Raw genomic sequence first — 23869 nt, forward strand, 5'->3', positions numbered from 1 at the left:
GTCGGCCTGCGTGTGGCGCTGGACATGAAAAAACCCATAAAAAATGGATGATCTGCGCGGAAAACTCTTGCTGTAAACTTGTATACAGGTTTATCTCTACGCAGTAGTGGAGACCAAACCATGCGCAAGCAGATCGTCAGCACAAGCCTCATTTGGCAGATCGCGTTTTTTTGTGCGGTGGTCTACGGCGCCGCGGTTGCAGTGCAGAACGTCGAAGCCAACCTCGCCCGCGCGGGCATCGCTGTCTCGTTCAGCTTTATGAACAGCCAGGCGGGGTTTGACATCAGCGAAAGCCTGATCGAGGTGTCTTCTTCCAGCAGCTACGCGCGCGTCTTCATGGCCGGTGTGTTGAATACTCTGATGCTCTCCGCGGTCTGTATCGCGGGCGCAACCTTGATTGGTGTGGTCATGGGCGTCTTGCGTGCGAGCACTCATGCACTCGGCACCCGGGTTGCGCATCTCTACATCGAACTGATGCGCAACCTGCCCAAGCTGCTGATCCTGCTTGCCTTGTTTCTGGCGGTGATCAACGCATTGCCACCCGTCCGGCAAAGCTGGAGCGTCCTCGACACCATATACGTGTCAAACCGTGCAATTTACTTTCCGACGCTCGATGCAAGCTCCGGCACGCGGCTGTTGCTGGTTCTTGGGCCGCTCTGGCTGGTCGGTGTTCTGATCGGGCGTCGTCTCGCAAAACGCTGGCAGGACCGCACGGGAAAAGTGATACCGGTGGTCTGGCCAATGAGCCTTGCCGTGCTGCTCATCCTGGTGGGAACGGCCGCCTTCGGGCTCGTACGGTTTCCGATTTCGCATCCTGAACTCCGTGGCTTTGACTTTCAGGAAGGTGGTCGGCTGTCGATCCAGTTCGTGGTCCTGGCGGCGGCGCTGTCCATCTATCACGGCGGTCAGGTGGCTGAGCTGGTGCGCGGTGCCATCGAGGCCGTGCCGTCCGGCCAGTCTGAAGCGGCCAAAGCCAGCGGGCTGAACTTCGTGCAAAGGATGCGTCTGGTGGTCCTGCCCCAGGCGGTGCGGGTAATCGTGCCGCCGATGGGCAATCAGTATCTCAACATCACCAAAAACACCTCCATTGGTCTCGCGGTTGGCTATTCCGACCTGGTGTCTGTCATGACGACGTCGATCAACCAGACCTTTCGCCCGATCGAGCTGATGAGCCTGAGCATGTGCATCTACCTGAGCATCTGTCTGACGGTCTCGTTGCTGGTCAACCTCTACAACCGCCACATCGCCTTGAAAGGCCGCTGAAATGAGCACCATGACCCAGGACCCGGTGCTCAGCGCGCCCAAATCGTCCCTGCTCCAGCAGATCAGGCGCAGTCTTTTCAGCAACCGGCGCGACACGGTCATCACTCTGGTGTTGCTGGCGCTGATCGTGGGCCTGGTGCAGGCAGGCGCCCGCTGGTTGCTCTTTGACGCCGTGCCGCCCTGGGGCCCGGCTACCGCCTGCGCACAAGCCGCCGGGGCATGCTGGCCGTTTCTGATGGAGAAACACCGGCTGATCCTCTTCGGCACCTACCCGTTTGAGGCCCATTGGCGCCCCCTGCTGGCGAGCCTGACCCTGATCGCTGCCGTCGGCATCAGCATGCTGCCACGGATGCACAACATGCGCCTCCTGTGGTTGTGGGCCATGGCAGGTGCGATCTTCTATCTGTTGATGCGCGGCGGGCTCGGAGGGCTGGACCTCGTTCAGCCCGAACGCTGGAATGGTCTGCCGGTGTTGCTGATGCTGGCCATTTTCGGGTTGGTCTTTGCCTTTCCGATCGGTGTCGTGCTGGCGCTCGCCCGGCACCAGGACAGCCTGCCCGTTATCCGGGCGTTTGCGGTTTTCTACATCGAGATTGTGCGCGGCGTGCCGATGATCATGGTGCTGTTTCTGGGGCTTTTCGTGCTGCCGCTGATGATGCCCGAGGGTGTGTCGCTGAACCCTCTTCTCACCACCATGATCGCGCTGGTTTTCTTTCACGCTGCCTATTTCGCGGAATCGGTGCGCGGCGGGCTGCAATCGGTTCCGGCAGGTCAGTACGAGGCGGCCGACAGCCAAGGATTGAACTACGCACAGAAGACCCGGCTGGTGATCCTGCCGCAGGCGCTCTCCCGCTCCATGCCCGGCATCATGAACACGGTGCTGGGTGCTTACAAAGACACATCGCTTGTGGTCATCATCGGCATTCACGACATCATGGCAACGGCCAAGATGGCTTTCAGCGATCCGAATTGGCAACGCTACGGGCTGGAGGCTTATCTCCTCGTTGGCCTGTGGTACCTCGCCACCTGCTGGTGCCTGTCCTCCTACAGCCGCTGGCTGGAACGAAGAACACCCCAATGATCCCAACAAACCAATAAGGAAGTCACTTATGAAATCCCTTCGACATCTACTCGCCGCCGGTGCCCTGCTGGCATTGCCGACTGCTGTCATGGCCGGGCCGGTCTTTGACCAGATCAAGAGCAGCGATAGCATAATCTGCCTTGTGAACACCAATTCGCCCGGCTTCTCGGTGCCGGACAGCCAGGGGGTCTATCAGGGCTTCAATACCGATTTCTGCCGCATGGCCGCCGCCGCGATCCTGGGCGATGCGTCGAAGGCAGATATCCGCGGCATCGGGTTCTCCGACAGCATGAAAACCATCGTGGCACAGAACGCGCACATGGCCTCAAGGAGCATCACGCGCACGGGAACGCGCGATGCCAATCCGGGCATGAATTTTGTCGCCACAACCTTCTACGATGGTCAGGGGTTTCTGGTCGCCAAGGAACTCGGCGTCTCCTCCGCGGCAGAACTGGCAGGGGCCACGGTCTGCGCCGAGGAAGGCTCGACCACACTTCTGAACATTGCGGATTGGTTTTCCGACCGTGACATTGCCTACCGGGTGGAAAACATCGCTGACAAAAGCGCGCGGTTGCAGGCTTTCTTCACTGGCAAATGCGATGTCCTCGCCAGCGACCGAACGGCGCTGAACTCCGACCGGCTGCTGGCCGAGACGCCAACCGCCTACAAGGTGCTGCCGGAAGTGATCTCAAACGAGCCGCTGACCCTGTTGGCCCAGCCCGATCCTGCGCTGGAGAAGGCGCTTTACTGGGGGTTTCAGGTGATGCTGAACGCCGAAAACCTCGGCATCACGTCGGAGAATATCGACGCGATCATGGCCGATCTGCCCAGCCAACCCAAGGCAGTGCAGCGCCTTTTGGGCACCGACTCGGCTGCAGGCGAGATGGCCGCCCAGATCGGCCTTCCGGCGGAGTGGAGCTACAACATCATCAAACAGGTCGGCAACTACGCCGAGGTCTACGAGCGGCACTTGGGTGTCGATACCACCTTCGGGCTGGAGCGCTCCCAGACAGCGAACGCTCTTAGTACCGACGGCGGTCTGATGTACCCCGACCCGATCCGCTGAAGCGGGCCCGGGCGCGGGATCCTCGCGCCCGGTTTTCCCTCATCCCCGTTCGCGCAACACCATCTTTGGCAAAGGACCGAGATATGACAGCCCAACCAGATCCGGCGCAGCACCCGATGGTCCGCATGCGCGGTGTGAACAAGTGGTACGGTGGCTACCATGCCCTTCGCGACATTACGCTCGATGTAGGCGAGGCCGAGCGTGTCGTAATTTGCGGTCCTTCCGGGTCTGGAAAATCCACTCTCATTCGCTGCATCAACCAGCTGGAGCGTCACGAAAGTGGCGAGATTGAGATCGCGGGTAGTGCGCTATCCGACACGCCGGCTCATCTCACTCGGATCCGCCAGGATGTCGGCATGGTGTTTCAGTCTTTCAATCTTTACCCGCATCTTACGATCCTGGAGAATTGCACGCTTGCGCCGATCTGGGTTCTCAAGACGCCGCGCAAGCTGGCAGAGGAACGTGCCCGCCATTTCCTCGCACGGGTGCAGATCGAAGAGCAGGCGGAGAAGTATCCGCGCCAGCTTTCAGGCGGGCAGCAGCAGCGCGTGGCGATCGCCCGAACGCTTTGCATGGCGCCAAAGGTGATCCTGTTTGACGAGCCGACGTCGGCCCTGGACCCCGAAATGATCAAGGAAGTCCTTGATGTGATGGTCGATCTTGCCCGCGACAATACCACGATGGTCTGCGTCACTCACGAAATGGGCTTTGCCCGGCGCGTGGCGGATCGTGTGATTTTCATGGATGCCGGACAGATCGTCGAGCAGAGCGCACCCGAGCTGTTTTTCGAGCATCCGAAATCCGACCGGACGCGACAGTTTCTCTCCCAGGTGCTGGCGAGTTAGTTTTGAAAGACGGGCCCGTCTCATTGTCGGTCCTCCGAATGGCAAGCTGACGTCGAGTAGGACCTGCCATGCCGTGCGATGGTATTATCGCTTCCTCCTGTCGTATCTTAATGTGCGAGCGCTCGGGCATGTGAAACATGCCCTGCCGGGCGAGGGGCGAACTGGCTGCGTAAAAACGGTGAAGGGCAGCGCACGACATCGCACCAACTGCCTCAATGTACCGGTTCCGTTTCAAATCATTTGGACTGCGCTCGACACAACCCTTCCAGCAGGATTATCGGAGCGTCGAAAAGATGGCTGCGGTCTTTTTTGAATTTCAATTCACTCGGATCAGCAAGGGCGACCCTAAACGGGATCGAAACAGTGCTTTTGATCGAAGAAGCGCAAAAAGGCGCTGGCTGCACGCTCGTGGTTTAAGCCAGTCTTGCTGAGTGAAAGACACTGGACATCGCCTGTCCCGGACTGCGGCAAGACTTTGCAGCAGGGCCGTAATTCTGCACCGCCTCGACTCTATTCGAGTGATATCTTCCAAGCCATTCCCTCAAAACGAGAAATATGGATCTAATTCTGCGATAAGCGCGCAAATGCGTTGTCATTCGTTGACGCTGCATCAATCGCTCAATAGCCTTTTCTCAGATATTTAAGAAGCACCGAGACGTACGTTTGAAAGATGCTTTTAAAAGTCAATTTGAACCGAGCTGACGATGCACGCGTGTTCCACACGTAAGCTCGGGCCTGAATTTGGGGGAATGACATGGCCGTTTCGTATTTCGGAAACAATTATAATGTTCTCGCGAACACAGTAACCTTTACACCGAAAGACAGCCAGTTCGGACCCGGCGCAGGCGGAGACCCTATCGAGCCTGTGTTTTTTGGCATCGGTGGCGACAGTCTGCGCACGACGCCATTCGACATCGGCGGGCCGGTGGTGACGGACCTGCCTTTTCTTGGTGAGGTTGAGCTGTTGCGGGCGCGATTGTTCGGTGAGCTGGGCGCGCGGATGGGCATCGAGATCCTCGCTGGGCTTGAGAAAGGCGCCGACGATCCCGATGATCCAGACCTCATAACTCCGGGCCAGATCGCCGCCGTCCTGCCCTACGATCTGGTCGTTGCCTATCCGACGCTCGCACCGACCGCGGCCTCGGGTGATCTTCTTGATCTCTTTTTCGATGCCACGTTTAATCCCGGTGCAAGCGCTGACACCGGTTTTCAGACCCGGTTTCCCAGCCTGATTTTCGAGATGAACATCATCAATGAGCTGGACGTGGTCCTAGGTGCCGAAGTCGGCGTGCTGGGCACGAACACCACGTTCACGCCGGTTGATTTCAACGCCTCCTCGTCAATCCCGCTTATATCGCTGGACACCGCGCGTACCGACGCGGAGGGCGGTGCGGACCCGGTCAACATACTGGGCATCGGAACTCAGACGATCATCAGCCTGCTGGGCCTCGATCCCATTGAAAACGAGAATGGGGAGTTTGCCGGGATCTCGGTGCCGCTGAATGCGTTTTTCGACACCACATTACCGTCTGACCGCGAGAACCCGAGCACGGATGTTGCAGGGGACCAGCCGTCGGGCCGGGTTCCCGAGCGTCCCGAGATTGATGTGGGCCGGGTCGAACTCTTCGTCCCCAACATCAACGTCGCGTCAAAAGAAGTGGACGGCATCTATGTCGCCGACCCGGACAAGCGCGTTGTCAACGGCGTGGTGCAGGACGACCCGACCGGTCGCGGAACCAAGGACGATCTTGCTGCGCTGGTTCTGGATCTGGATGGCCTTACCACGATCGCGACCGGAGGCGCTTTCCCCCCGCTTGAATTGGAATGGGAGCTCTTCAACAGCAACAACGGGGAGTCGAGCGAGGATGCCAGCCCCTTTGAGCTGGCCATCGATTTCTACTACAACCTGCTCGATGTCGAACTGCGTACCGCATTCCCGCTGGCGCAAGAGTTTGAACTCACACCCGACATCGCGACCAAGGTCTCATTCTTCGAAGTCACAGAAGACGGCGGGAAAGGCGATGCGCTGGCGGTGCAGGTCGCACAGACAAAGAAGCAATTGTTGTTTGATGCGTCCGGTTCTTTTACCAGCGACGCGGTGGCGCAGCGTCTGTCCGAACTAGCGTCGCAGTCCACGCAAGTGGCGCGCGACATCGAACTGTTCGTTGACCTTGAGCGGGCGATCCCCGGCGCCTTTACCGGCGACGTCGGTGGCGTATCGGGCGTGTTGGGCATCAGCCGCGATGGCGGAGCCTTCGAACCGCTGGATGCCTTGGGTGACGCACCGATTGTCGAATCCGAACCGCAACTCGGCGAAAACCAGAATGTGGCGCTTGATCTTTCCGGTCTGGCGTTCGGCTACATCATCAGCAGTCAGATTGACAGAACGGAAACAACCGAAGTCATCCCGCTGGATTTCGATCCAACCGCGAGTGTTTTCCGGTTTGTCGATGTGGAAACACCCGCCGGTCTGACGGAGACGGACTTTCTGACGGATCTGTCGGCTCTGAATGTTGTCTACGGTGGGGAGCAGGTTTTTGTCGAGGTCGAGACCGAGGCGCGGCCCATTGTGCGGAGCAAGACGGGGCTGGAGATTGATCTGTCTCTCTTGCTCTCGGGGCTGGAGTTCGAGGCCGGGTTCAACGCAACCGTCGATTTGGGGCCGTTCTCCGTCGGTGTGGGTCTTGATCTGGGGGTCGGACCGCTTTTCGATGAGACCATCCCGCTTTTCAACGCCGATCTCATCACCCTGTTTGAAGAGACGTTTTCGATCACCGACAGTCAGACAACATCGTTTTTGCTGGGCGGTGACATCGAGGGTGAACTGGCGCCGGGTGCGATTGTCGGAACGGAAGGTGATGACCGCCTGACACCGGAGGAAGCCGCGAACCTTGATTCTGTCATCGCGGCAGCTCAGCAGCAGGCCGCGCAGGCGCGCGCTGTGATCGCAGATAACGAACCCCTTATCCCACCAGCGGAGGCGGCGGTGCTGGCCGCCAGTCTGGCGGCGCAAGAAGCGACGACGCTGCTTTTGCTGGCGCAAGCGGTGTTTCAACGAGACCAAGCCCTGTTCGCAATAGGTGCCATCACACGCGCCGAGTTGGACGCAAGCCGCGAGGCCTTCCAACAGGCACAGTCAAATGTGACTCAGGCCAACGCGACCTTGGCCAACAGCAACAGCGAGCTTGCAGCACTTAATCAGACCCTCGACGACGCGAATGGCGATCTGGTGGAGGCTGAGCAGATCCTTGCAGACGTCGACGCGCCCGAGCTCTTGGGTACGACGCAGGCCGACGTCATCGTCGGTCTGGCCGGTGACGACAGGCTTCTGGGCCTGGCGGGTGACGATACACTGTTTCCGGGTGAGGGTGCGGATAGCGTCGATGGGGGCGATGGCATTGATCTGGTCGATTTCAGCGATCTGAACGGTGCTGTGCTGACGACCGGTTATGCAGGCCAGTTGCCCGCGGGTGCGCGCGCGGGCGTTGACGTGACACTCGATGGCGGCGTCGAGACCGCAGCGGAGATTGAAAGCGGGGGCGTGACCGGTGCTGTCACAGACGTCCGCAACGTCGAGCGCTGGCGCCTGACCGATTCCGCCGATGTTTTGCGGCTGCAAATCGCGGTAGGGCCAGAATTGGATACCCTGCGCGATGTCGCCTTGTTGGACGGCGACGACGTTGTCGAGGCGACGGGGCTTGGCCTGCGCAGTCCGAACGCTCCGTCGTTCACGGTTGATCTGGGTGAGGGCGACGACCGTTTCACCATTACCAACGGCGGCAACCTGAACGACCTTGCGCCCGGCATGACCGTTTTGGGCGGAGCGGGCGAGGACACCATCGCGGCCAGCGGCGACGTGGACCTGCAGGCAAACACAGGGCCACTGGGCGCGACGTTCTCGGGGTTCGAGAACATCACCCGGCTGGACGGCGGGCCAGGCACGCTCGCAGGAGACGACGGCGCCAACAGGCTTCAGGATAGCGCCGGAGACGGCACGCTGATCGGACGCGGTGGCGCCGACATCTTGCTGGGAGGGCTCGGCGACGACACGCTGGTAGGCGGGCTGGGCGCGGATGTTCTGGACGGTGGCGGCGGATTTGACACGGCGAGTTACGCTGACAGCACCACCTCCATTTTCGTCCGGGAGCTGTCCGATGGCCAGATGCTGGGCTTTCGAGGTGAGGCGCAGGGCGACGTGCTGGTGGATATCGAACGCATCGAAGGCTCTGCCTTCAACGATCTTTTCCGTGGCGGTGCCCGCAGCATGACAACCGAAGGCGGCGACGGTGATGACCGTATTGTCGCCGGTGCCGGAAACGATACGATCTTCGGCCAGAATGGCGATGATCTGCTGTTGCGCGCCGAAGAGGGCCAGGTGTCAGGCTCCAACACCTTTGACGGCGGCGACGGGTTTGACCTGCTGGGCGGTTTCGAGGGCGGTGTGCGGATCGCGAGTGGTTCGGTCAACGGCACCGTACGCTTTATCGAGCGCGACCCGAACGGCATTCTGCCTTCGGTCGACAGGAACATCGACAGGACAGGCACGTTCACCTACAGCGCCCCGGTTGAGCAGTTCCTGCGCGTGCGTATGGCCGATGGTGTGGCCCAGATGATCGAGGAAGACATTGACAGCAACGCCATTTTCACCAGCGTCAGTGTTCTGGGTCGCTATAACTACACTGAATTTGGCCTGTTTAATATCCCAACGGATTGGCGCAATGTGAATATCCAGACCTTTGAGCAGTTTGGGTTCACACGCGCGTCTCTGCTGGCCTCCAGCAACGATTTCGTGGATGGCACCGGCAGAGACTCACTCAGCACCTTCATCGCTGACGCAGTCAGCGGCCTATCCTCCAGCGATATCGTTCAGAGTTTTTACTCCTCGGACATCCGGTCCATCGGCAGTTTGTCCTCCAGCGAACGCATCCTCTCGACCGATACGTTCACCAATGTCGAAGGTATTGTGGGCACAACGCGCGATGATGAGCTGTTCGGTGCCGGGGCGGACGAGGCGTTCTACGGCAACGGTGGCGACGACTATATTGAAGCGGCAGCAGGGGACGACATTCTGGGCTTTGGCGAGGGTCAGGCGCTGCGGGACCTGACCGACCCGCCCGGGGGGACGGCGGTTCCTGTCTTTGGTCGCCAGGGCGGGACGAACGCGCCGCAAAACAACCCGACAATCCTAGAGCGCTTGCGGACGCTAGACCCAGATGACCGCGTCGCAAGTGCAGCGCCCGTGACCCTGACAGGCGATGTGGACGGCGTGGGAAATACCCGTGTCGATTGGGGGTCATTCCTTTGGGGCGGGGCGGGCATCGACACACTGGATCTGCGTTTTGACAGGGGCCTCAGCTTCCTGCCCAGTGACGGGCCAGCCGCACGCGCCATTGTTGACCTTGACGCCGCGCCGACCAACACGACCATCAACACCTTTACCGGCGAACGGGTGGTGTATGGCACCGCGGTCTTCACCAACCCCGGTGAAGATACGAGTGCGCGGGGTTCTTATGTCAATGCAACGCTCTACGGCATCGAAAACGTGCTGGGCACGGCGAATGACGACATCATCAGCGGCGACGCGCGGGACAACCGGATCGAAGGCGGCGGCGGCGCGGATGCGATGGAGGGGCGTGGCGGCACGGATACCGTCAGCTACGCGCTGGCATCGGAAGGTGTATCGCTGAACCTGCTCCGTACCGGTAACGGTGTTCGTTTGGACAATGCAAACGCGGGATCAGGTGATTCAGCGGGCGATGTCGCGTTCGGTTTCGAGCGTTACGAGGGGTCCGACTTCGGGGATACGGTAACGGTGACCGGCTCTTTGGCCGCGGCGCCGGTCACTATTTCATTTGTTGTGCCGCACGTCTTTCCCGAGATTACCGTAGAACAGCCTGCTCCGTCGCCTGACATTGTTCTGGCGGAAGAGACACAGGGCTTCGTGGAAACCGTGAGGATCTTTGACAGGCTGCTTGTCCCCACCGCTCCCCTCGTCACCCTCGCGCTTGGCGCCGGTGACGACGTTCTGACCGCCGACGCCGGCGCTCCGGTGATTGCCGATCTGGGAGATGGTGACGATACCGTGCACCTCACAGGGGTCAGCCATGACATCACCCTCGGCTTCGGTGACGACACTGTGACCGTTGCTGCGCTGCCGGGTGGGGCCCTCACGGGGCGTTCCGTCGCCGAACGGACCACGCTCATCGACGGTGGCGACGGTATAGACACGGTCAGTTTTGCGGCAGATGCCTTTGTCAGCCTGCAATCCGATGGTGCGGGTCGTGCTGTGGTCACCGTTGACGCAACCCCAAGCGATGTCGAAACGACGGCTGTCATTGCGCCACGCACCATCTCCCAGGCGTCACCGGCAGGCAGTATTCAGCGTACGTCCGAGTTTGATGGCCCGGTAGATCTGACGCAGGAAGGTGTCTATGCCGCTGCCTTGGCTCAATCAGCTGCTGCGCCCGCCATCTATGATCTGACAAATGTCGAGTTTATCGAGATCGCGGGCGAACGCATCCGCCTGAATGCGACCGACCCGTTGGTCGATGCCGACACCACGCTGACCATCCAGGAGGATGCGCGCGATCCTTTCGACCTTGGGATCAGTGTCTCTACAGCAGAGCAGGATGTCGGTGCCACCTTCCGCATCGAGAGGCTGCCGGACACAGCCCAGATTGTGCTTCCTGCGACCGTTGGGGGTACTGGTCCAGTGTCAGTCGGTGACGTGCTGACCAGCGATCAGGTGGCGGCGTTGCAGGTTGTGCCAGGCCAGCTGTTCGGTCAGACCATTGACCGCGTGGAATACGCCCGCGTTGATCCGCCGCAACCCGAAGCGCCCCGCGTCGCGACCTTGCCGAGCCAGGCGCCGGTGGACGGAGTGTCATTGAACATTACCGCGCCGGTCAGCCCGGATGGGGATCCGGTCACCGTCACAATCACACAGGCACCGGACAGTGGCACGCTCTTCATCATGCGGCCTGATCCCGGATTCCTGGCGTTTGGCGTGACCCTCCTCACGCCCGTCGAAGTGGCCGTAGGCGACACTCTTACCGCGGATGAGCTGGCAGAACTGGCCTATCGTCCCGCCGAGAATGTGAGCGGGCCGGTGGGCTCCTTGGCTTACGTGGCGGATACCGGGCTTGGTCTGCGACAACTGTCCGGGACCCGCGAAGACGATGATGTGCCTTCAGACCGCGACGGGCGCGCGGAGCAGGTAATCGCAATAGAGATTACCCCCGTGGATGATGCGCCCGAGGTCTCGCGACTGCTTTATCCCTTGTCACCGAATGGCGTACTGGAAGCGAAGATCACTGCAAGCGACGCGGAGAACGATCCTTTTTCACTGCGCATCGAACAGGCGCCGACGTTGGGCTCTCTGGTGCTGAACCCTGACGGCACATTTGTGTACCGCCAGGACACGGTAGTGGATTTCCAGGGCGCGGATTTTGTCGAGGATCGCTTCAGCGTGCGTGCCACGCAGGATATCGGTGGTCCCGACGGCGATCTGCTCCAATCACCGGAAGTTATACAGGTCGTGCGTATCGTGAACCCCGAGACGCAACGCGCCATCGTCTTTGACGCCGCACAGACGGATGTCTTCTTCGACGATGAGGGCCAACCGATTGCTCTGGGCGGACTTGGAACCGACGATACGCTGATCGGGCATTTCGGCCCCGATCAGCTCTTCGGCTTTGGTGGCAACGACCGGATATTCGGTTTCAAAGACGATGACGTCCTTTCCGGTGGTACCGGTGACGACAGGCTGAACGGAGGCGCGGGCAATGACACGATCTCGGGCGGTGACGGTGCGGATACGGTCTTCGGTCAGGGCGGCGATGATGACATCGACGGAGGCGACGGGAATGACACCCTCTCCGGTGAAGGCGGCGATGACATCATCAACGGCGGCAGCGGCGACGATTGGATCCGCGGCGCCAATGGAGACGATGATATCGATGGCGGCGCAGGCAATGACACTGCCTTCGGAGGTGAGGGCAAAGACATCATACGTGGCGGCGTGGGGGATGACAGGCTCGTAGGCAGCGGGGGCGCCGACGATATCTTCGGTGACGATGGCAATGACACCCTCTTCGGCGAGACCGGCGCCGACGAATTGTTCGGGGGCGCGGGTGACGACTACATGGGCGGCGGCGGCGGAGACGATTTTCTGGACGGACAAGCCGGAAATGACACGCTCTTTGGCGGCTCGAACGACGACCGGATTTTTGGCGGATCGGGCGACGACCTGCTGGATGGTCAGCAACAGGATGACGATCTCTTTGGCCAGTCAGGCGATGACACGCTGTTCGGCGGCGATGGCTTTGACAGGCTCGACGGCGGTGCGGGCAACGACATGCTCTTCGGCGGAGCTCAGGGCGACGTTCTGGCGGGCGGTGCCGGGGTTGATATGCTGGACGGCGGAGGTGGTTTTGACACATTCGACTTCAATTCGGTATCGGATTCCGCCTTTGGCGCGGCCGATACGGTCGCGGGCTTCGAGGGCGCAGGGGCGCCGGGCGGAGACGCTATTGATGTCTCGGAAATCGACGCCAATGGTCTCTTGGGCGGCGACCAGGCCTTCACCTTCCTGGGTGCTGTCACCAACGCCGTCGGCCTTGGATTTGGTGCTGGTGCGCTTTGGGTGCAGGAGTTCGGGGGCCAGACGCGGCTTTACGGCACCGTCAATGACGATGGGCTGATCGACTTCGAAGTTCGCATCAACGATGGTGCTGGCACCTTGGCCTCTGACTATGCCGCGGACGACTTCGTGCTTTGACAGCCTTGCCACGGGTGACCCTCGCAACAATGAGCGCCGTTGTCTCGGTGACCTGTCGCGAACGTCGCCGAGGTTTCGTACAGGGGGGCGTAGGATGTCGGTCGGATCCGGTCCATGGTATCGCTCAAAGGTGCGTAGTCTTGGACAGACGCTATCCCGCACGCCACCTTCTTCCATGTCCTGTAAGCCATCTCTCAACGCGACTGCGTAAAAGTCTGCGGCGGCGGTGCTACCTGTGCCGGACCGTGGATAGTGGCGGCCAAATTCCTGATTTCATGCTGTTTTAATATCGAGACGAGGCCGCCGCGCTCCGGCTTCCTGCAAAGGTGATTTCGACGATTGGCCCGCCATTCGCCTGTGTGATCAACAAAAGTGGGGGCGAATTCGGCAGGCCTGAGGGGCATGGATGCGGCTCTGCGTGACATGGATTCACCGCACAGGATCAGGGTCTATCGGTCCAAGTGTCTCAACAACGTCGTGGGTCAGAAACGCCGCGATGTGAAACGACGGACACGGGGTACGCTGGGCTTCAAATCACTCAGAATAGAAACGACAACGTTGGACGGGATTCAGACAGCGCCTATCGTCCTGAAAAGGGCTCCAGAGCAAAGGCTGTCCGTTCGAGATCTACGCCAGCTTTGCGGCGTGAACGGCGGCTGAGGTGGCTTCATTTTGGCGCAAGAAGAACTTTGCGACCGCGCCAAACGACCCGGAGAGCCTTACTCCAACCCCGTCTTGTTGCGGTGAATGGAGGTTTATCGGCAAGTAAGCCGGGAACTGATCATCGTCGCGAAGGTTGAATAAGGTATCAACTGGACAATCCGAAAGTTCGGTGGTGGCCACTGCGACGGCACCAAGGGATGTCTGAAGGCAATCGACGTGAAAGCTCAGATGAAAAACACAATACGGAGGATGAAGTGATGTCTGTTAAGAGAATGATTACAAAACTCGCACTCGCGTTCGCTGCCAAAAAGGGTATGGACGTTTTCAGGTCAGCTGGTGGCATTCAGGGTCTGACCCGTTCGCTTTCGACCCGCGGTGCAACAAACACCACCGATAATGCTGCGATGGGTCGCGTCGGCGACACCGGAGGTTCCGGCATCGGTGGTCTTGGCAATATCCTTGCATCTCTCGGCGTCGCTGGGCCTGCGGGTGGTCATCAAGCGGGTATGACCGGACAGGCAGTGCCGCAGAACCAAAGTCTGGGGCAGATTTTCGGTAACTTGGCAGCTGCATTCGGCGGCAACCCCAACAGCGGCGCCAGACAACTGAATGATGAGCTTGATATTCCCGATCGGGAGGATGCAGACGAGGCGCGCCCGGTCATAATGGCCATGGTGCAGATGGCCCGGGCCGACGGCAGTATCGACGATGCGGAACAGCGTGCTCTGCTGGACTTCTTGGATGATGCCACGGAAGCAGAGCAACGCTTACTGCGAGAAGCTTTAGACAACCCCGTCGGGCCGGCGCAAATTGCCCAGCAGACACCGCACCATGCTCGCAAGGAAGTTTATGCGGCGGCACTTTTGGTTGGAGATGCCGACAACTCGCAGGAGCGGGCATTCCTGAACGAATTGGGATCCTGTCTTCAACTGTCGGAGATGGAGACAAACCGCCTTCAAGCTGCCATGCGCGCGGATCGGGCAACGGTCTGACAACCGTACAAGTACACGTCGTCCGAGGCTTGTCGTCTCGGGAACGTGAATTTGCTTACCGTAGCATTTTGTCCAGTACGAACCTCATATCAGGTGAGGGTGGCCAATACCGCGGAGTTTAGCGCGAACGACCTTGGAGTGCTGCCCCGGCCCTGCGATGATGGTTCGCGGCGTCACCTGAAAGAACGATTTGTCCGCGACCGATACAACTGCGACCAGGCTGGTCATTTTGTGTATCTTCTGTGTGTCTTGGGCACGCCACCAGCGGTGCCGCTCTCAAGCCGTTCGATAGCGCAGGTTGGTGTCCGCTAGGAAAAGTGGACGCGATGAAGCTGCAGTTGGAACAACAATCGGATGGAGGGGATTTGGAGCGATGACGAGCCATATTGGTCTGCGAGAAAACTCGCGCAGCGGGTGTTCCGTGGTCCAGATGGTACGTCGATACCGCTTGAACGCCCAACCTCCCGTCAAATGGCTGCGGGATCAAGTCTCTGCCCGGAGCACTGCGCCGCACAAGACTAAAGCTGATTCAGTGTTCGGTCCGCCACAACGGCGGCAGAGGTTCGATTGTCCACGCCCATCTTCTGGAACACCTGCTCCAGATGCTTGTTGATGGTCCGGCTGCTTAGGCCGAGGATCTGGGCAATGTCACGGTTGGTCTTGCCCATCGACAACCAATAGAGCACCTCCGCCTCGCGCGGGGTCAGGCCGAAGCCGGTTTCGAGCCGACTGTAGGGCGCCGACGCATCCCTGAGCCCGGTTTTCAGGAGGACCTCACCCAGAGCCGACGTGCCGATGTATTCAAGTTCCAGGTCGTTTTGGGAGTACCGTTTCGTTTGTGATGCCGGGAGGCGAGCGCATTGCGCGAGCCAATCCAGGCAGGCTGGGCTGCTCAGAACGCAGTTAGTGTCGCCGACCTCATGGGGCTCGATCAATCGCAGTGCCTTTGGGCTGCCCCAGAGCAAGGTGCCGGAGGGCGTTACCGCGATGACCGACCGCCCCGAGGTATCAAGCGCCTGACGGGCACTTTGGACGGCCTTGGCGTTCAGGATATGCGTTGTGATGCGGGCGATAAGCTCATCGATGACCGCCGGCTTCATGATGTAATCCACTCCGCCGACCTGCAGGCCCCGCACAATATGTTCGGAGTCAGTGAGGCCGGTCATGAAGATCACCGGCGCATAGGCCAGACTAGCATCCGCCTTGAGCAACGCACAGGTCTCGAAGCCGTCGATGCCGGGCATCACGGCATCAAGCAGAACGACATCCGGGCGGATCCGGCGTGCCAGATCCAGCGCGGCGCGACCATTGGCGGCGACGACTGCGCTGATCCCGTGTTCCTCCAGCGCGCTACTGACCATGCTCAGCGTCTCGGGGCTGTCATCGACCACCAGCGCGATCCGTCTCTCCGGCAGCTCATCAAGCAACATCGTCATCCTCGTCGAGAATGTCGGCAATGCCCGGCAGGTCGAACACGGACGCCATCTTGTTGAGGCGCACCAGCATCGGACCTCGCAGGCTGCCGCGCTCGGCCAGTTGGGCGATGCGGTCGGTAAGCGCCCGGGCCATTCCGTTGCGGGCCAACTCGATCAACTCAGCCCGGTCATCCTCGGAAAAGGCCGCGCCGGGGATTGCGTCCGTCGCATGTTCTTTCGTGTAGACCAACTCCAGCCTGAGGATCTCCCCGATGCGGAGCAACAGGTCATCCAGATTGTAAGGCTTGGCGATAAAAGCATCGCAGAGCTTTATCTGCGCGATGGGTTGGCGCGTGTCAGCAGCGTGACCCGAGATGATGATGATGGGAGACGTCCGATGCGCACCGTGTCGCAGCTTTTCGGCCAGCGAGTAACCATCGAGACCCGGCAGATCGATATCGAGCACAAAGAGATCGGGGGTGATGTCCTCCAACATCTCCACGGCCTGCTCTGCGCTGGAGGCGGTCAGTACGGCAAAACCCAAGGGAGCCAGGAACCCTTCGACAAGGCTCAGGTGGTTGAGATCGTCGTCGACAACAAGCAGCGTCTTGCGCGATCCGGTGACACTTGAGACGGCGATCTTTGCTGTCTCTACCGGCGCGTCAGACCCGCCTTCCAAGGCGCCAAGCAGCACGGCGGGCAGCATCACGCGTACCCGAAAAAGACTGCCGACGCCGACCGTGCTCTCCATCTCGATGTCCCCTCCCAGGATTTCGACGAGCAGTTTCGTGATCGTCAGACCCAGGCCGGAGCCGCGGACTTTCATCCCCTTGCCCCGCTCGAAAGGCTCCCAGATGCGGGCACGGTCTGCCTCAAGGATCCCGCATCCGGTGTCCTGCACCTCGATCACGGCGACCTCGTTGCGATAGGTGATGCGCATTGTGACACTGCCGTGCTCGGTATAGCGGATGGCGTTGGAGAGCAGGTTGATGATGATCTGCCGCAGGCGCTTTTCGTCAAAGACAACCCAGACCGGCAGCACGTCACTGATCTGCATGGTAAAGGAGAGGTTCTTCTCCCGCGCGGCTTCCTCGAATATCGACCCGACCTGCTTGAGAAAGGCGCGCAGGTTGATCCGGTCGCGACTGAGCTTGAGGTGCCCGGCCTCGATGCGCGAGATGTCCAACAGGCCCTCGATGAGACCGGCAAGATGCTCACTGCTGCGCCGGATCGTGGTGATCGAGTTGCGCCGCTTGGTGGGAATGTCCTCGGCTCGTTCCAGGATCTGGGCGAACCCGTAGATGGAGTTGAGCGGCGTGCGCAGCTCGTGGCTGAGCCCGGTCATGTAGCGGGTCTTTGCAAGGTTGGCCGCTTCGGCTTTTTCCTTTGCCTGCTGCAGTTCACGGTCGGTACGTTCGTGGGCGCGGACCTCGAAAAGAAGCCGTTCGGTTTGCTTTTCCGCTTCGCTTCGGGCCTGCGCCTTGCTTTCCGAGATCAGCAGGAACATCCAGACCGAGACGCCGATGATAATCAGCGCCATCGCGAATATCACCCAGAGTATCGCGTCGAGGTTCTCGGCGTGACGTAGATCGCGCATCAACAGCAAGAGCCCACCGACCAGCGAACTGATGACAGATGTGCTAAGGATGAACTGCGACATGCGTGACATCAGGGCCTGAGCCACTGGTGCAGGCAGGCGTCGGTTCAGGAACTTGCGCATCTGCATGTCGAGCCGACCGTGCGGTTTGCACGCGTCGCGGCACGCGCTGTCCAGCGTGCAGCAAAGTGAGCAAATAGCCCCGCTGTGGAAAGGGCAGTGGGTCATATCAGGTGGATCAAAACTGAAATCGCAAACGATGCAGGTGTTGGGGACCGCCGTCGGGACAGGGCGCGCAAGATAGTACTGACCGCGCGTGCCCCATGCGATCAGCGGTGCCAGCGCGAAGGAACTGCCAAGCGCTATGAAACTTGATAGGGCGTCGGCGAGCGGACCAAAGACCCCGCCAAATGACAGCAATGACAGCACGCAGGCCGTTGCCGTGGCCCCGATACCGACTGGGTTGAAGTCGTAAAGATGGGCACGGCGAAACTCGATGCCCGGCGGGCTAAGTCCCAATGGTTTATTGACCACCAGATCCGCGACCAGGGCCCCGATCCAGGCCAGCGCCACATGCGAGTACAGCGCGAGGGTCGCCTCCAGCGCGCCGAAGACACCAAGCTCCATCAGCATCAGCGCGATACCGACGTTGAACACCAGCCAGACCACGCGACCGGGATGGGCATGGGTCAGGCGCGAGAAGAAGTTCGACCACGCGATTGAGCCAGCGTAGGCGTTGGTTACGTTGATCTTGAGTTGGCTGAGGATGACAAAGCTGCTGGTGAGCACGATGACCAGCAACGGTGAGCCGAGTGCCATGTCAAAGACGTTTTCGTACATGCGGGTCGGATCGCTGGCAAGCGCATCCGGGACGCCGCTTGCGAGCGCCAGAACCACCAGATAGGAGCCCGCGAGCATCTTGAACATGCCCAGGACCGACCAGCCGGGGCCCGCAACCAGTACGGCGGCCCACCAGCGTCGCTTGTCCGACGGCGTATGGGGTTTCGGCAGGAACCGCAGGTAGTCTACCTGCTCTCCGACCTGCGCGATCAGGGAAAAGATCACACCGGATGCGGCGCCCAGCAAAATGAGCTTTCCGGCCTCATGCGTTTCGGTGCCCGATTTGCCCTCGAAGCTGGACCATGCCTCAAAGTCGTAGCCCACGAACGCGAGAATGAGAAACGGCGTGATGTGCAGGACTGCCCAGAAGGGCTGCGTCCAGGTCTGAAAGGTCGAAATCTTCGAAAATCCGTTGATGACGAGCGGAATGACGACGACGGCGCTGATCAGATAGCCGAGCACCAGCGGTATGCCGAGGCAGTACTCCAGCGCGAGTGCCAGAATGGCGGCCTCGAGTGCGAAAAAGATAAAGGTGAAGGTGGCGTAGATCAGTGAGGTGATGGTCGATCCGATGTAGCCGAAACCCGCACCGCGGGTCAGCAGGTCGATGTCGACACCGTAGCGCGCAGCATAATAGCTGATCGGGAAGGCCGTCAGGAACAGAAAGGCACCGACAAGCATGATCGCGGTGACCGCAATGTCAAAGCCGTAGGACAGGGTCAGCGCACCGCCGATGGCTTCCAGCGCAAGAAACGAGATCGAGCCGATGGCGGTGTTGGCAACGCGTCCGTAGGACCACCGGCGCGCCCGGTGCGCCGTGAAACGCAGCGCAAAATCTTCCATGGTCTCATTGGCGACCCAGCGGTTGTACTGCCTCTTTTCCTTGGTCGCACGATACATCATCGCCATGAAGTACCCCGATCCTTTCTCCCGCGCCCACCGCCGGGAACATCGCCGAAAACCGTGCGCTGCCGGGTCCTCCAAACCCGATCCGCTCTCACGTCAGGGAATTGGTACAGCGTATTTATGCGCAGCGGCATACGTCAATCGACGTATACGCACCCGCCGTTGGTTAACGGATGTTGAAAGCGAGCCGCACAGATTCTGCACATGCATACAACTATATCGAGAGGATTATTCATGTCTGACGGGAAGTTACCAAACATCAAGGGCGGCACGAGCCGTCGTGCCTTCATGGCCGGTACGGCCGCGATGACCGCATCGCTTTTTGTGCCAAAGGGATTGCGGGCGCAGGATTACGCGACCGCTGACATCAATACCACGGGGCTTGCGGTCACGGATGATACGGTGACGATCGGTATCCTGCACTCCGTCACGGGTACGATGGCGATCTCCGAAACAGGCTCGGTGCAGGCCGAAAAGCTGGCGATCTCACAGATCAATGCCCAGGGCGGTATTCTTGGTCGCAAGATCGAATACATTCAGGAGGACGGCGCGTCCGATTGGCCGACCTTTGCGGAAAAGGCCCGCAAGCTGCTGGTCAATGACAAGGTCGCCTCCGTCATGGGATGCTGGACGTCTGCCTCGCGCAAGGCGGTGCTGCCGGTCTTCGAGCAGCATAACGGGTTTCTCTACTATCCGACATTCTATGAAGGGCTCGAGCAGTCTCCGAACGTGATCTACACCGGTCAGGAAGCGACCCAGCAGATCATCGCGGGGCTCGATTGGGTCAGCGAAACCAAAGGCGCGAAGACATTCTATCTGCTGGGCTCTGACTACATCTGGCCCCGGACATCGAACAAGATCGCTCGAAAGCACATCGAGAATTTCCTCGAAGGGTCCCGCGTTCTGGGCGAAGAATACTACCCTCTCGGTCACACGCAGTTCAATTCGGTCATCAACAAGATCCGCCTGCGCAAGCCCGACGTCATCTATGCCATCGTCGTCGGCGGTTCCAACGTCGCATTCTACAAGCAGCTCAAGGCCGCTGGCATCGATCCTGCCGGGGAAAGCCCGCTCGTCCTGACCATTTCGGTAACCGAGGACGAGATCCGCGGGATCGGTGGCGAGAACATCGAGGGCACCTATGCCTGCATGAAGTATTTCCAGAGCTTGGAGAACGAGAACAACATCGCTTTCGTCGAGGCTTTCCAAGATATGTGGGGCGATGACATGGTCATCGGCGACGTCACCCAGGCGGCCTATCTCGGGCCGTGGCTGTGGAAGGCTGCGGTGGAAAAAGCAGGCTCGTTCGATGTCGACAAGGTCCGCGAGGCGAGCCCGGGCATCGAGTTCGAGGGTGCGCCAGAAGGCTACGTCAAAATCCACGAGAACCATCACCTGTGGTCCAAGACCCGCGTCGGCAGAGCCCAGGCGGACGGGCAGTATGAGGTCGTGTTTGAGACGGCGGAACTGGTCGAGCCGGATCCCTTCCCCGAAGGCTACCAGTAACCACCGCTGCGGGTGGCGCCCGGGATCGGGCGCCGCCGTTTTCCCGTTTCCCCAACCGACAAAGGCAGCCGATGTTTTCCGATTATTCCATGAGCGAGCTTGGCGCGATCTTTGCCATGCAAGGGTTTGCCGGTCTGATCCTGTTTTCTGTCTTTGTGCTGATGGCGCTCGGGCTTGCCATCATCTTTGGCCAGATGGGCGTCATCAACATGGCGCATGGGGAGTTCATGATCCTCGGCGCCTACATGACCTATCTGACGTCGAACGCCTTTGCGGATTACATGCCCGCACTCTTCGGCGGGTATTTCTTTTTCGCGATGGTGATCGCCTTTCTGGCGTCGGGCCTGCTCGGGCTGCTGGTGGAATGGTCGATCATCCGGCATCTCTACAAGCGCCCCCTCGATACGCTTCTGGCGACCTGGGGGCTGAGCCTGATCCTGCAGCAGATCTATCGCAGCGTATTCGGCGCGCGAGAGGTCGGCGTCAGCATACCTGACTGGATGATGGGATCGCTGCCGCTCACCGATCTGGTCGAAGTGCCCATCAACGGCATCTTCGTCATGGTCCTCGCCGTGACCATTTCGCTTGGCGTCTACTTTCTGATGTTCCGCTCGTCCTGGGGTCTACAGGTGCGGGCGATCAGCCAGAACCGCGTGATGGCCGATGCGGTGGGGATCAATACCGCCTGGACCGATCGGCTGACCTTTGGCATCGGCTGCGGGGTGGCTGGCGTGGCGGGGTCGGCTTTCACAATGATCGGCTCAACCGGACCGACGGCGGGCCAGCTTTATATCGTCGATACCTTTCTGGTCGTTGTCTTCGGGGGCACCGGCAGCCTTTTGGGGACGATCGCCAGCGCCTTTTCGATCAGCCAGGCGCAATCGATCATGGAGTTCTTCCTTTCCGGTTCCATGGCCAAGGTGCTCACGCTTCTGGTGGTGGTCGGTATCCTGATGATCCGGCCCCAGGGGCTCTTCTCCCTCAAGTTGCGCAAGTAAGGAGCAGGCAAATGAGCCTCCGTTCGAACCGCCTTTTCTCTGTGCAGGACATCATCGGCTTTGCTATCCTCGCGGCGGTGATCTTTGTCCTGCTGCCGCTCGCGCTGGATGACTTTCGGCTGAACCTCTTCGGCAAATACCTCACCTACGCCTTCGTCGCAGTAGGGCTGGTGCTTTGCTGGGGTGCGGGGGGGATCCTCAGCCTCGGGCAAGGCGTCTTCTTTGGCCTCGGTGGTTACTGCATGGCGATGTTTCTCAAACTCGAAGCCTCCACCCCAGAGAACACCGCAATCCAGTCGACACCCGGCATCCCCGATTTCATGGACTGGAACCAGCTCACCGCCTTGCCGTGGTGGTGGGAACCTTTCAACAGCCTGGCCTTCGCGCTTTTCGCAGTCGTCGCGGTGCCGGTGACCTTTGCCTTCATCATTGGTGTGGCCATGTTCCGGCGCCGGGTGGGCGGGGTCTATTTCGCGATCATCACGCAGGCCTTCGCCGCAATCCTGACGATCCTGATCATCGGGCAGCAGGGCTTCACCGGCGGTGTTAACGGGATCACCGATCTGCGAACCCTCCAGGGCTGGGACATCCGCACCGACAGTGCCAAGGAGACGCTCTACTATGTCAACGGCGTGTTGCTTTTCGCCTGTCTCTTCATTGCGCAATTCGTGCGGAAATCGAAACTGGGGCGTCTTCTGATCGCCATGCGCGATCAGGAAGACCGGGTGCGGTTTTCTGGATATGACGTGGCCAGTTTCAAGATCTTCATTTTCTGCCTGGGGGCTGCCTTTGCTGGCATCGGCGGGGCGATGTTCACGCTGCAGGTGGGCTTTATGTCGCCAACGCTCGTGGGCATCGTGCCGTCCATCGAAATGGTGATCTTCTGCGCGGTCGGCGGGCGGTTGTCGATCATCGGGGCGGTCTACGGTGCGCTGCTGGTCAACTGGGCCAAGACCTCTCTGTCCGAAAGCTTTCCCGAGCTTTGGTTGCTGGGGCTGGGTGCTCTTTTCATCGCGGTGGTGATGGCCTTTCCGAACGGGCTGGCGGGCGTCTACGCCGAGTATGTGGCACCCCGCATCGCGCGTCTCTTCTCAAGATCGCCACCGGGTGCACCGATGACCGAAGACCGTGCCCGCACCCTTGCGGAATAGGAGACAAAGTCGTGCTGGACACCAATCCCAATTTTGTTCTGGCTGTCGAAGGCCTCACCGTCTCATTCGACGGCTTCAAGGCGGTGGACGATCTGAGCTTTTACGTCGAGCCCAACGAGTGCCGCGTGATCATCGGGCCGAACGGTGCGGGCAAGACGACTGTGCTCGACCTTCTTTGCGGGCGCACCAAGGCGACGGCGGGTTCAGCGAATTTCAAAGGTCACGAGCTTCTGAGCATGCGCGAGGACCAGATCGTCCATGCCGGGGTGGGTCGAAAATTTCAGACGCCATCGGTCTACGAGGATCTCACCGTTTTTGAAAATCTCGAACTGTCCTATCCGCATGGCTACAGCGTCTTTGGTGCGCTGGCCTTCCGGCGCAGTGCCGCGGTCCGGTCCCGGATCAAGGAAATTGCCGAGATGATCTTTCTCGACACGCTGCTGGAGGAAAAAGCCGCCTTTCTCAGCCACGGGCAAAAACAGTGGCTGGAGATCGGCATGCTGCTGATCCAGGACCCTGAGCTGTTGATGCTGGACGAACCGGTGGCGGGCATGTCCGTGGCAGAGCGCAAGAGCACCGCGACCCTGCTCCGGACCATCGTTGCCGACCGGTCGGTGATCGTGATCGAACACGACATGGGCTTTGTCGCGGACATCGCCACCCGCGTGACCGTCATGCATCAGGGCAAAGTGCTGTCAGAAGGCTCAATGGAGCGGGTTCAGAGCGACCCTCGCGTCATCGAAGTCTACCTCGGCCATTGAAGGAGA

At 60.1% G+C, this 23869-nt stretch carries 12 protein-coding genes; 10 read left to right on the top strand and 2 right to left on the bottom strand.

Annotation, left to right across the window (positions count from 1 at the left end):
• Window positions 1–120 precede the first annotated feature (120 nt).
• From Q1A53_RS14095 to Q1A53_RS14120, 6 genes are all read left to right on the top strand, one after another.
• Window positions 121–1263, top strand: a complete 1143-nt coding sequence (locus tag Q1A53_RS14095) for an ABC transporter permease subunit (protein WP_299967893.1) — start codon at window positions 121–123, stop codon at window positions 1261–1263.
• Window position 1264: 1 nt separating this feature from the next.
• Window positions 1265–2344 carry an amino acid ABC transporter permease gene (locus tag Q1A53_RS14100; RefSeq protein WP_299967896.1) on the top strand — a complete coding sequence of 360 codons (1080 nt, stop codon included), beginning with the start codon at window positions 1265–1267 and terminating at the stop codon, window positions 2342–2344.
• Between the two features lie 28 nt (window positions 2345–2372).
• Window positions 2373–3410, top strand: a complete 1038-nt coding sequence (locus Q1A53_RS14105) for a transporter substrate-binding domain-containing protein (RefSeq protein WP_299967899.1) — start codon at window positions 2373–2375, stop codon at window positions 3408–3410.
• A gap of 83 nt (window positions 3411–3493) precedes the next feature.
• Window positions 3494–4255 carry an amino acid ABC transporter ATP-binding protein gene (locus tag Q1A53_RS14110; RefSeq protein ID WP_299967901.1) on the top strand — a complete coding sequence of 254 codons (762 nt, stop codon included), beginning with the start codon at window positions 3494–3496 and terminating at the stop codon, window positions 4253–4255.
• Window positions 4256–5009: 754 nt separating this feature from the next.
• A complete protein-coding gene (locus Q1A53_RS14115) occupies window positions 5010–13034 on the top strand; it encodes an Ig-like domain-containing protein (protein WP_299967904.1) in 8025 nt (2674 codons plus the stop codon).
• An 860-nt stretch (window positions 13035–13894) separates the two neighbouring features.
• On the top strand, window positions 13895–14689 hold the full coding sequence (locus tag Q1A53_RS14120; protein WP_299967907.1) for a tellurite resistance TerB family protein: 795 nt from the start codon (window positions 13895–13897) through the stop codon (window positions 14687–14689).
• A gap of 518 nt (window positions 14690–15207) precedes the next feature.
• On the opposite strand, the gene Q1A53_RS14125 is transcribed toward Q1A53_RS14120, so the two are convergent.
• Window positions 15208–16119, bottom strand: coding sequence for a DNA-binding response regulator (locus tag Q1A53_RS14125; protein WP_299967909.1), 912 nt, complete (start codon window positions 16117–16119; stop codon window positions 15208–15210).
• On the bottom strand, window positions 16109–19450 hold the full coding sequence (locus Q1A53_RS14130; protein WP_299967912.1) for an ATP-binding protein: 3342 nt from the start codon (window positions 19448–19450) through the stop codon (window positions 16109–16111). Before Q1A53_RS14130 ends, Q1A53_RS14125 begins: the two co-directional genes overlap by 11 nt.
• 231 nt (window positions 19451–19681) lie before the next feature.
• On the opposite strand from Q1A53_RS14130, the gene urtA reads away from it, so the two are divergent.
• From urtA to urtD, 4 genes are all read left to right on the top strand, one after another.
• The gene (gene urtA, locus Q1A53_RS14135) at window positions 19682–20953 is read left to right on the top strand and encodes an urea ABC transporter substrate-binding protein (protein WP_299967914.1); all 1272 of its coding nucleotides are present in this window, start codon (window positions 19682–19684) and stop codon (window positions 20951–20953) included.
• Between the two features lie 89 nt (window positions 20954–21042).
• Entirely contained in the window at window positions 21043–21951 is a 909-nt protein-coding gene (gene urtB, locus Q1A53_RS14140; protein WP_299967916.1) for an urea ABC transporter permease subunit UrtB, read from the top strand.
• A gap of 11 nt (window positions 21952–21962) precedes the next feature.
• On the top strand, window positions 21963–23102 hold the full coding sequence (gene urtC / locus Q1A53_RS14145; protein WP_299967919.1) for an urea ABC transporter permease subunit UrtC: 1140 nt from the start codon (window positions 21963–21965) through the stop codon (window positions 23100–23102).
• Window positions 23103–23113: 11 nt separating this feature from the next.
• Window positions 23114–23863 carry an urea ABC transporter ATP-binding protein UrtD gene (urtD, locus tag Q1A53_RS14150; RefSeq protein ID WP_299967921.1) on the top strand — a complete coding sequence of 250 codons (750 nt, stop codon included), beginning with the start codon at window positions 23114–23116 and terminating at the stop codon, window positions 23861–23863.
• Window positions 23864–23869: the final 6 nt, after the last annotated feature.

It is taken from the genome of uncultured Roseobacter sp., assembly GCF_947496515.1.
Lineage (GTDB): Bacteria > Pseudomonadota > Alphaproteobacteria > Rhodobacterales > Rhodobacteraceae > Roseobacter.

Bases quoted from the DNA above. Each gene is read 5' to 3' on its own strand.
- Q1A53_RS14095 (WP_299967893.1), top strand. From the start codon at position 121: ATGCGCAAGCAGATCGTCAGCACAAGCCTCATTTGGCAGATCGCGTTT.
- Q1A53_RS14100 (WP_299967896.1), top strand. From the start codon at position 1,265: ATGAGCACCATGACCCAGGACCCGGTGCTCAGCGCGCCCAAATCGTCC.
- Q1A53_RS14105 (WP_299967899.1), top strand. From the start codon at position 2,373: ATGAAATCCCTTCGACATCTACTCGCCGCCGGTGCCCTGCTGGCATTG.
- Q1A53_RS14110 (WP_299967901.1), top strand. From the start codon at position 3,494: ATGACAGCCCAACCAGATCCGGCGCAGCACCCGATGGTCCGCATGCGC.
- Q1A53_RS14115 (WP_299967904.1), top strand. From the start codon at position 5,010: ATGGCCGTTTCGTATTTCGGAAACAATTATAATGTTCTCGCGAACACA.
- Q1A53_RS14120 (WP_299967907.1), top strand. From the start codon at position 13,895: ATGTCTGAAGGCAATCGACGTGAAAGCTCAGATGAAAAACACAATACG.
- Q1A53_RS14125 (WP_299967909.1), bottom strand. From the start codon at position 16,119: ATGTTGCTTGATGAGCTGCCGGAGAGACGGATCGCGCTGGTGGTCGAT.
- Q1A53_RS14130 (WP_299967912.1), bottom strand. From the start codon at position 19,450: ATGGCGATGATGTATCGTGCGACCAAGGAAAAGAGGCAGTACAACCGC.
- urtA (WP_299967914.1), top strand. From the start codon at position 19,682: ATGTCTGACGGGAAGTTACCAAACATCAAGGGCGGCACGAGCCGTCGT.
- urtB (WP_299967916.1), top strand. From the start codon at position 21,043: ATGAGCGAGCTTGGCGCGATCTTTGCCATGCAAGGGTTTGCCGGTCTG.
- urtC (WP_299967919.1), top strand. From the start codon at position 21,963: ATGAGCCTCCGTTCGAACCGCCTTTTCTCTGTGCAGGACATCATCGGC.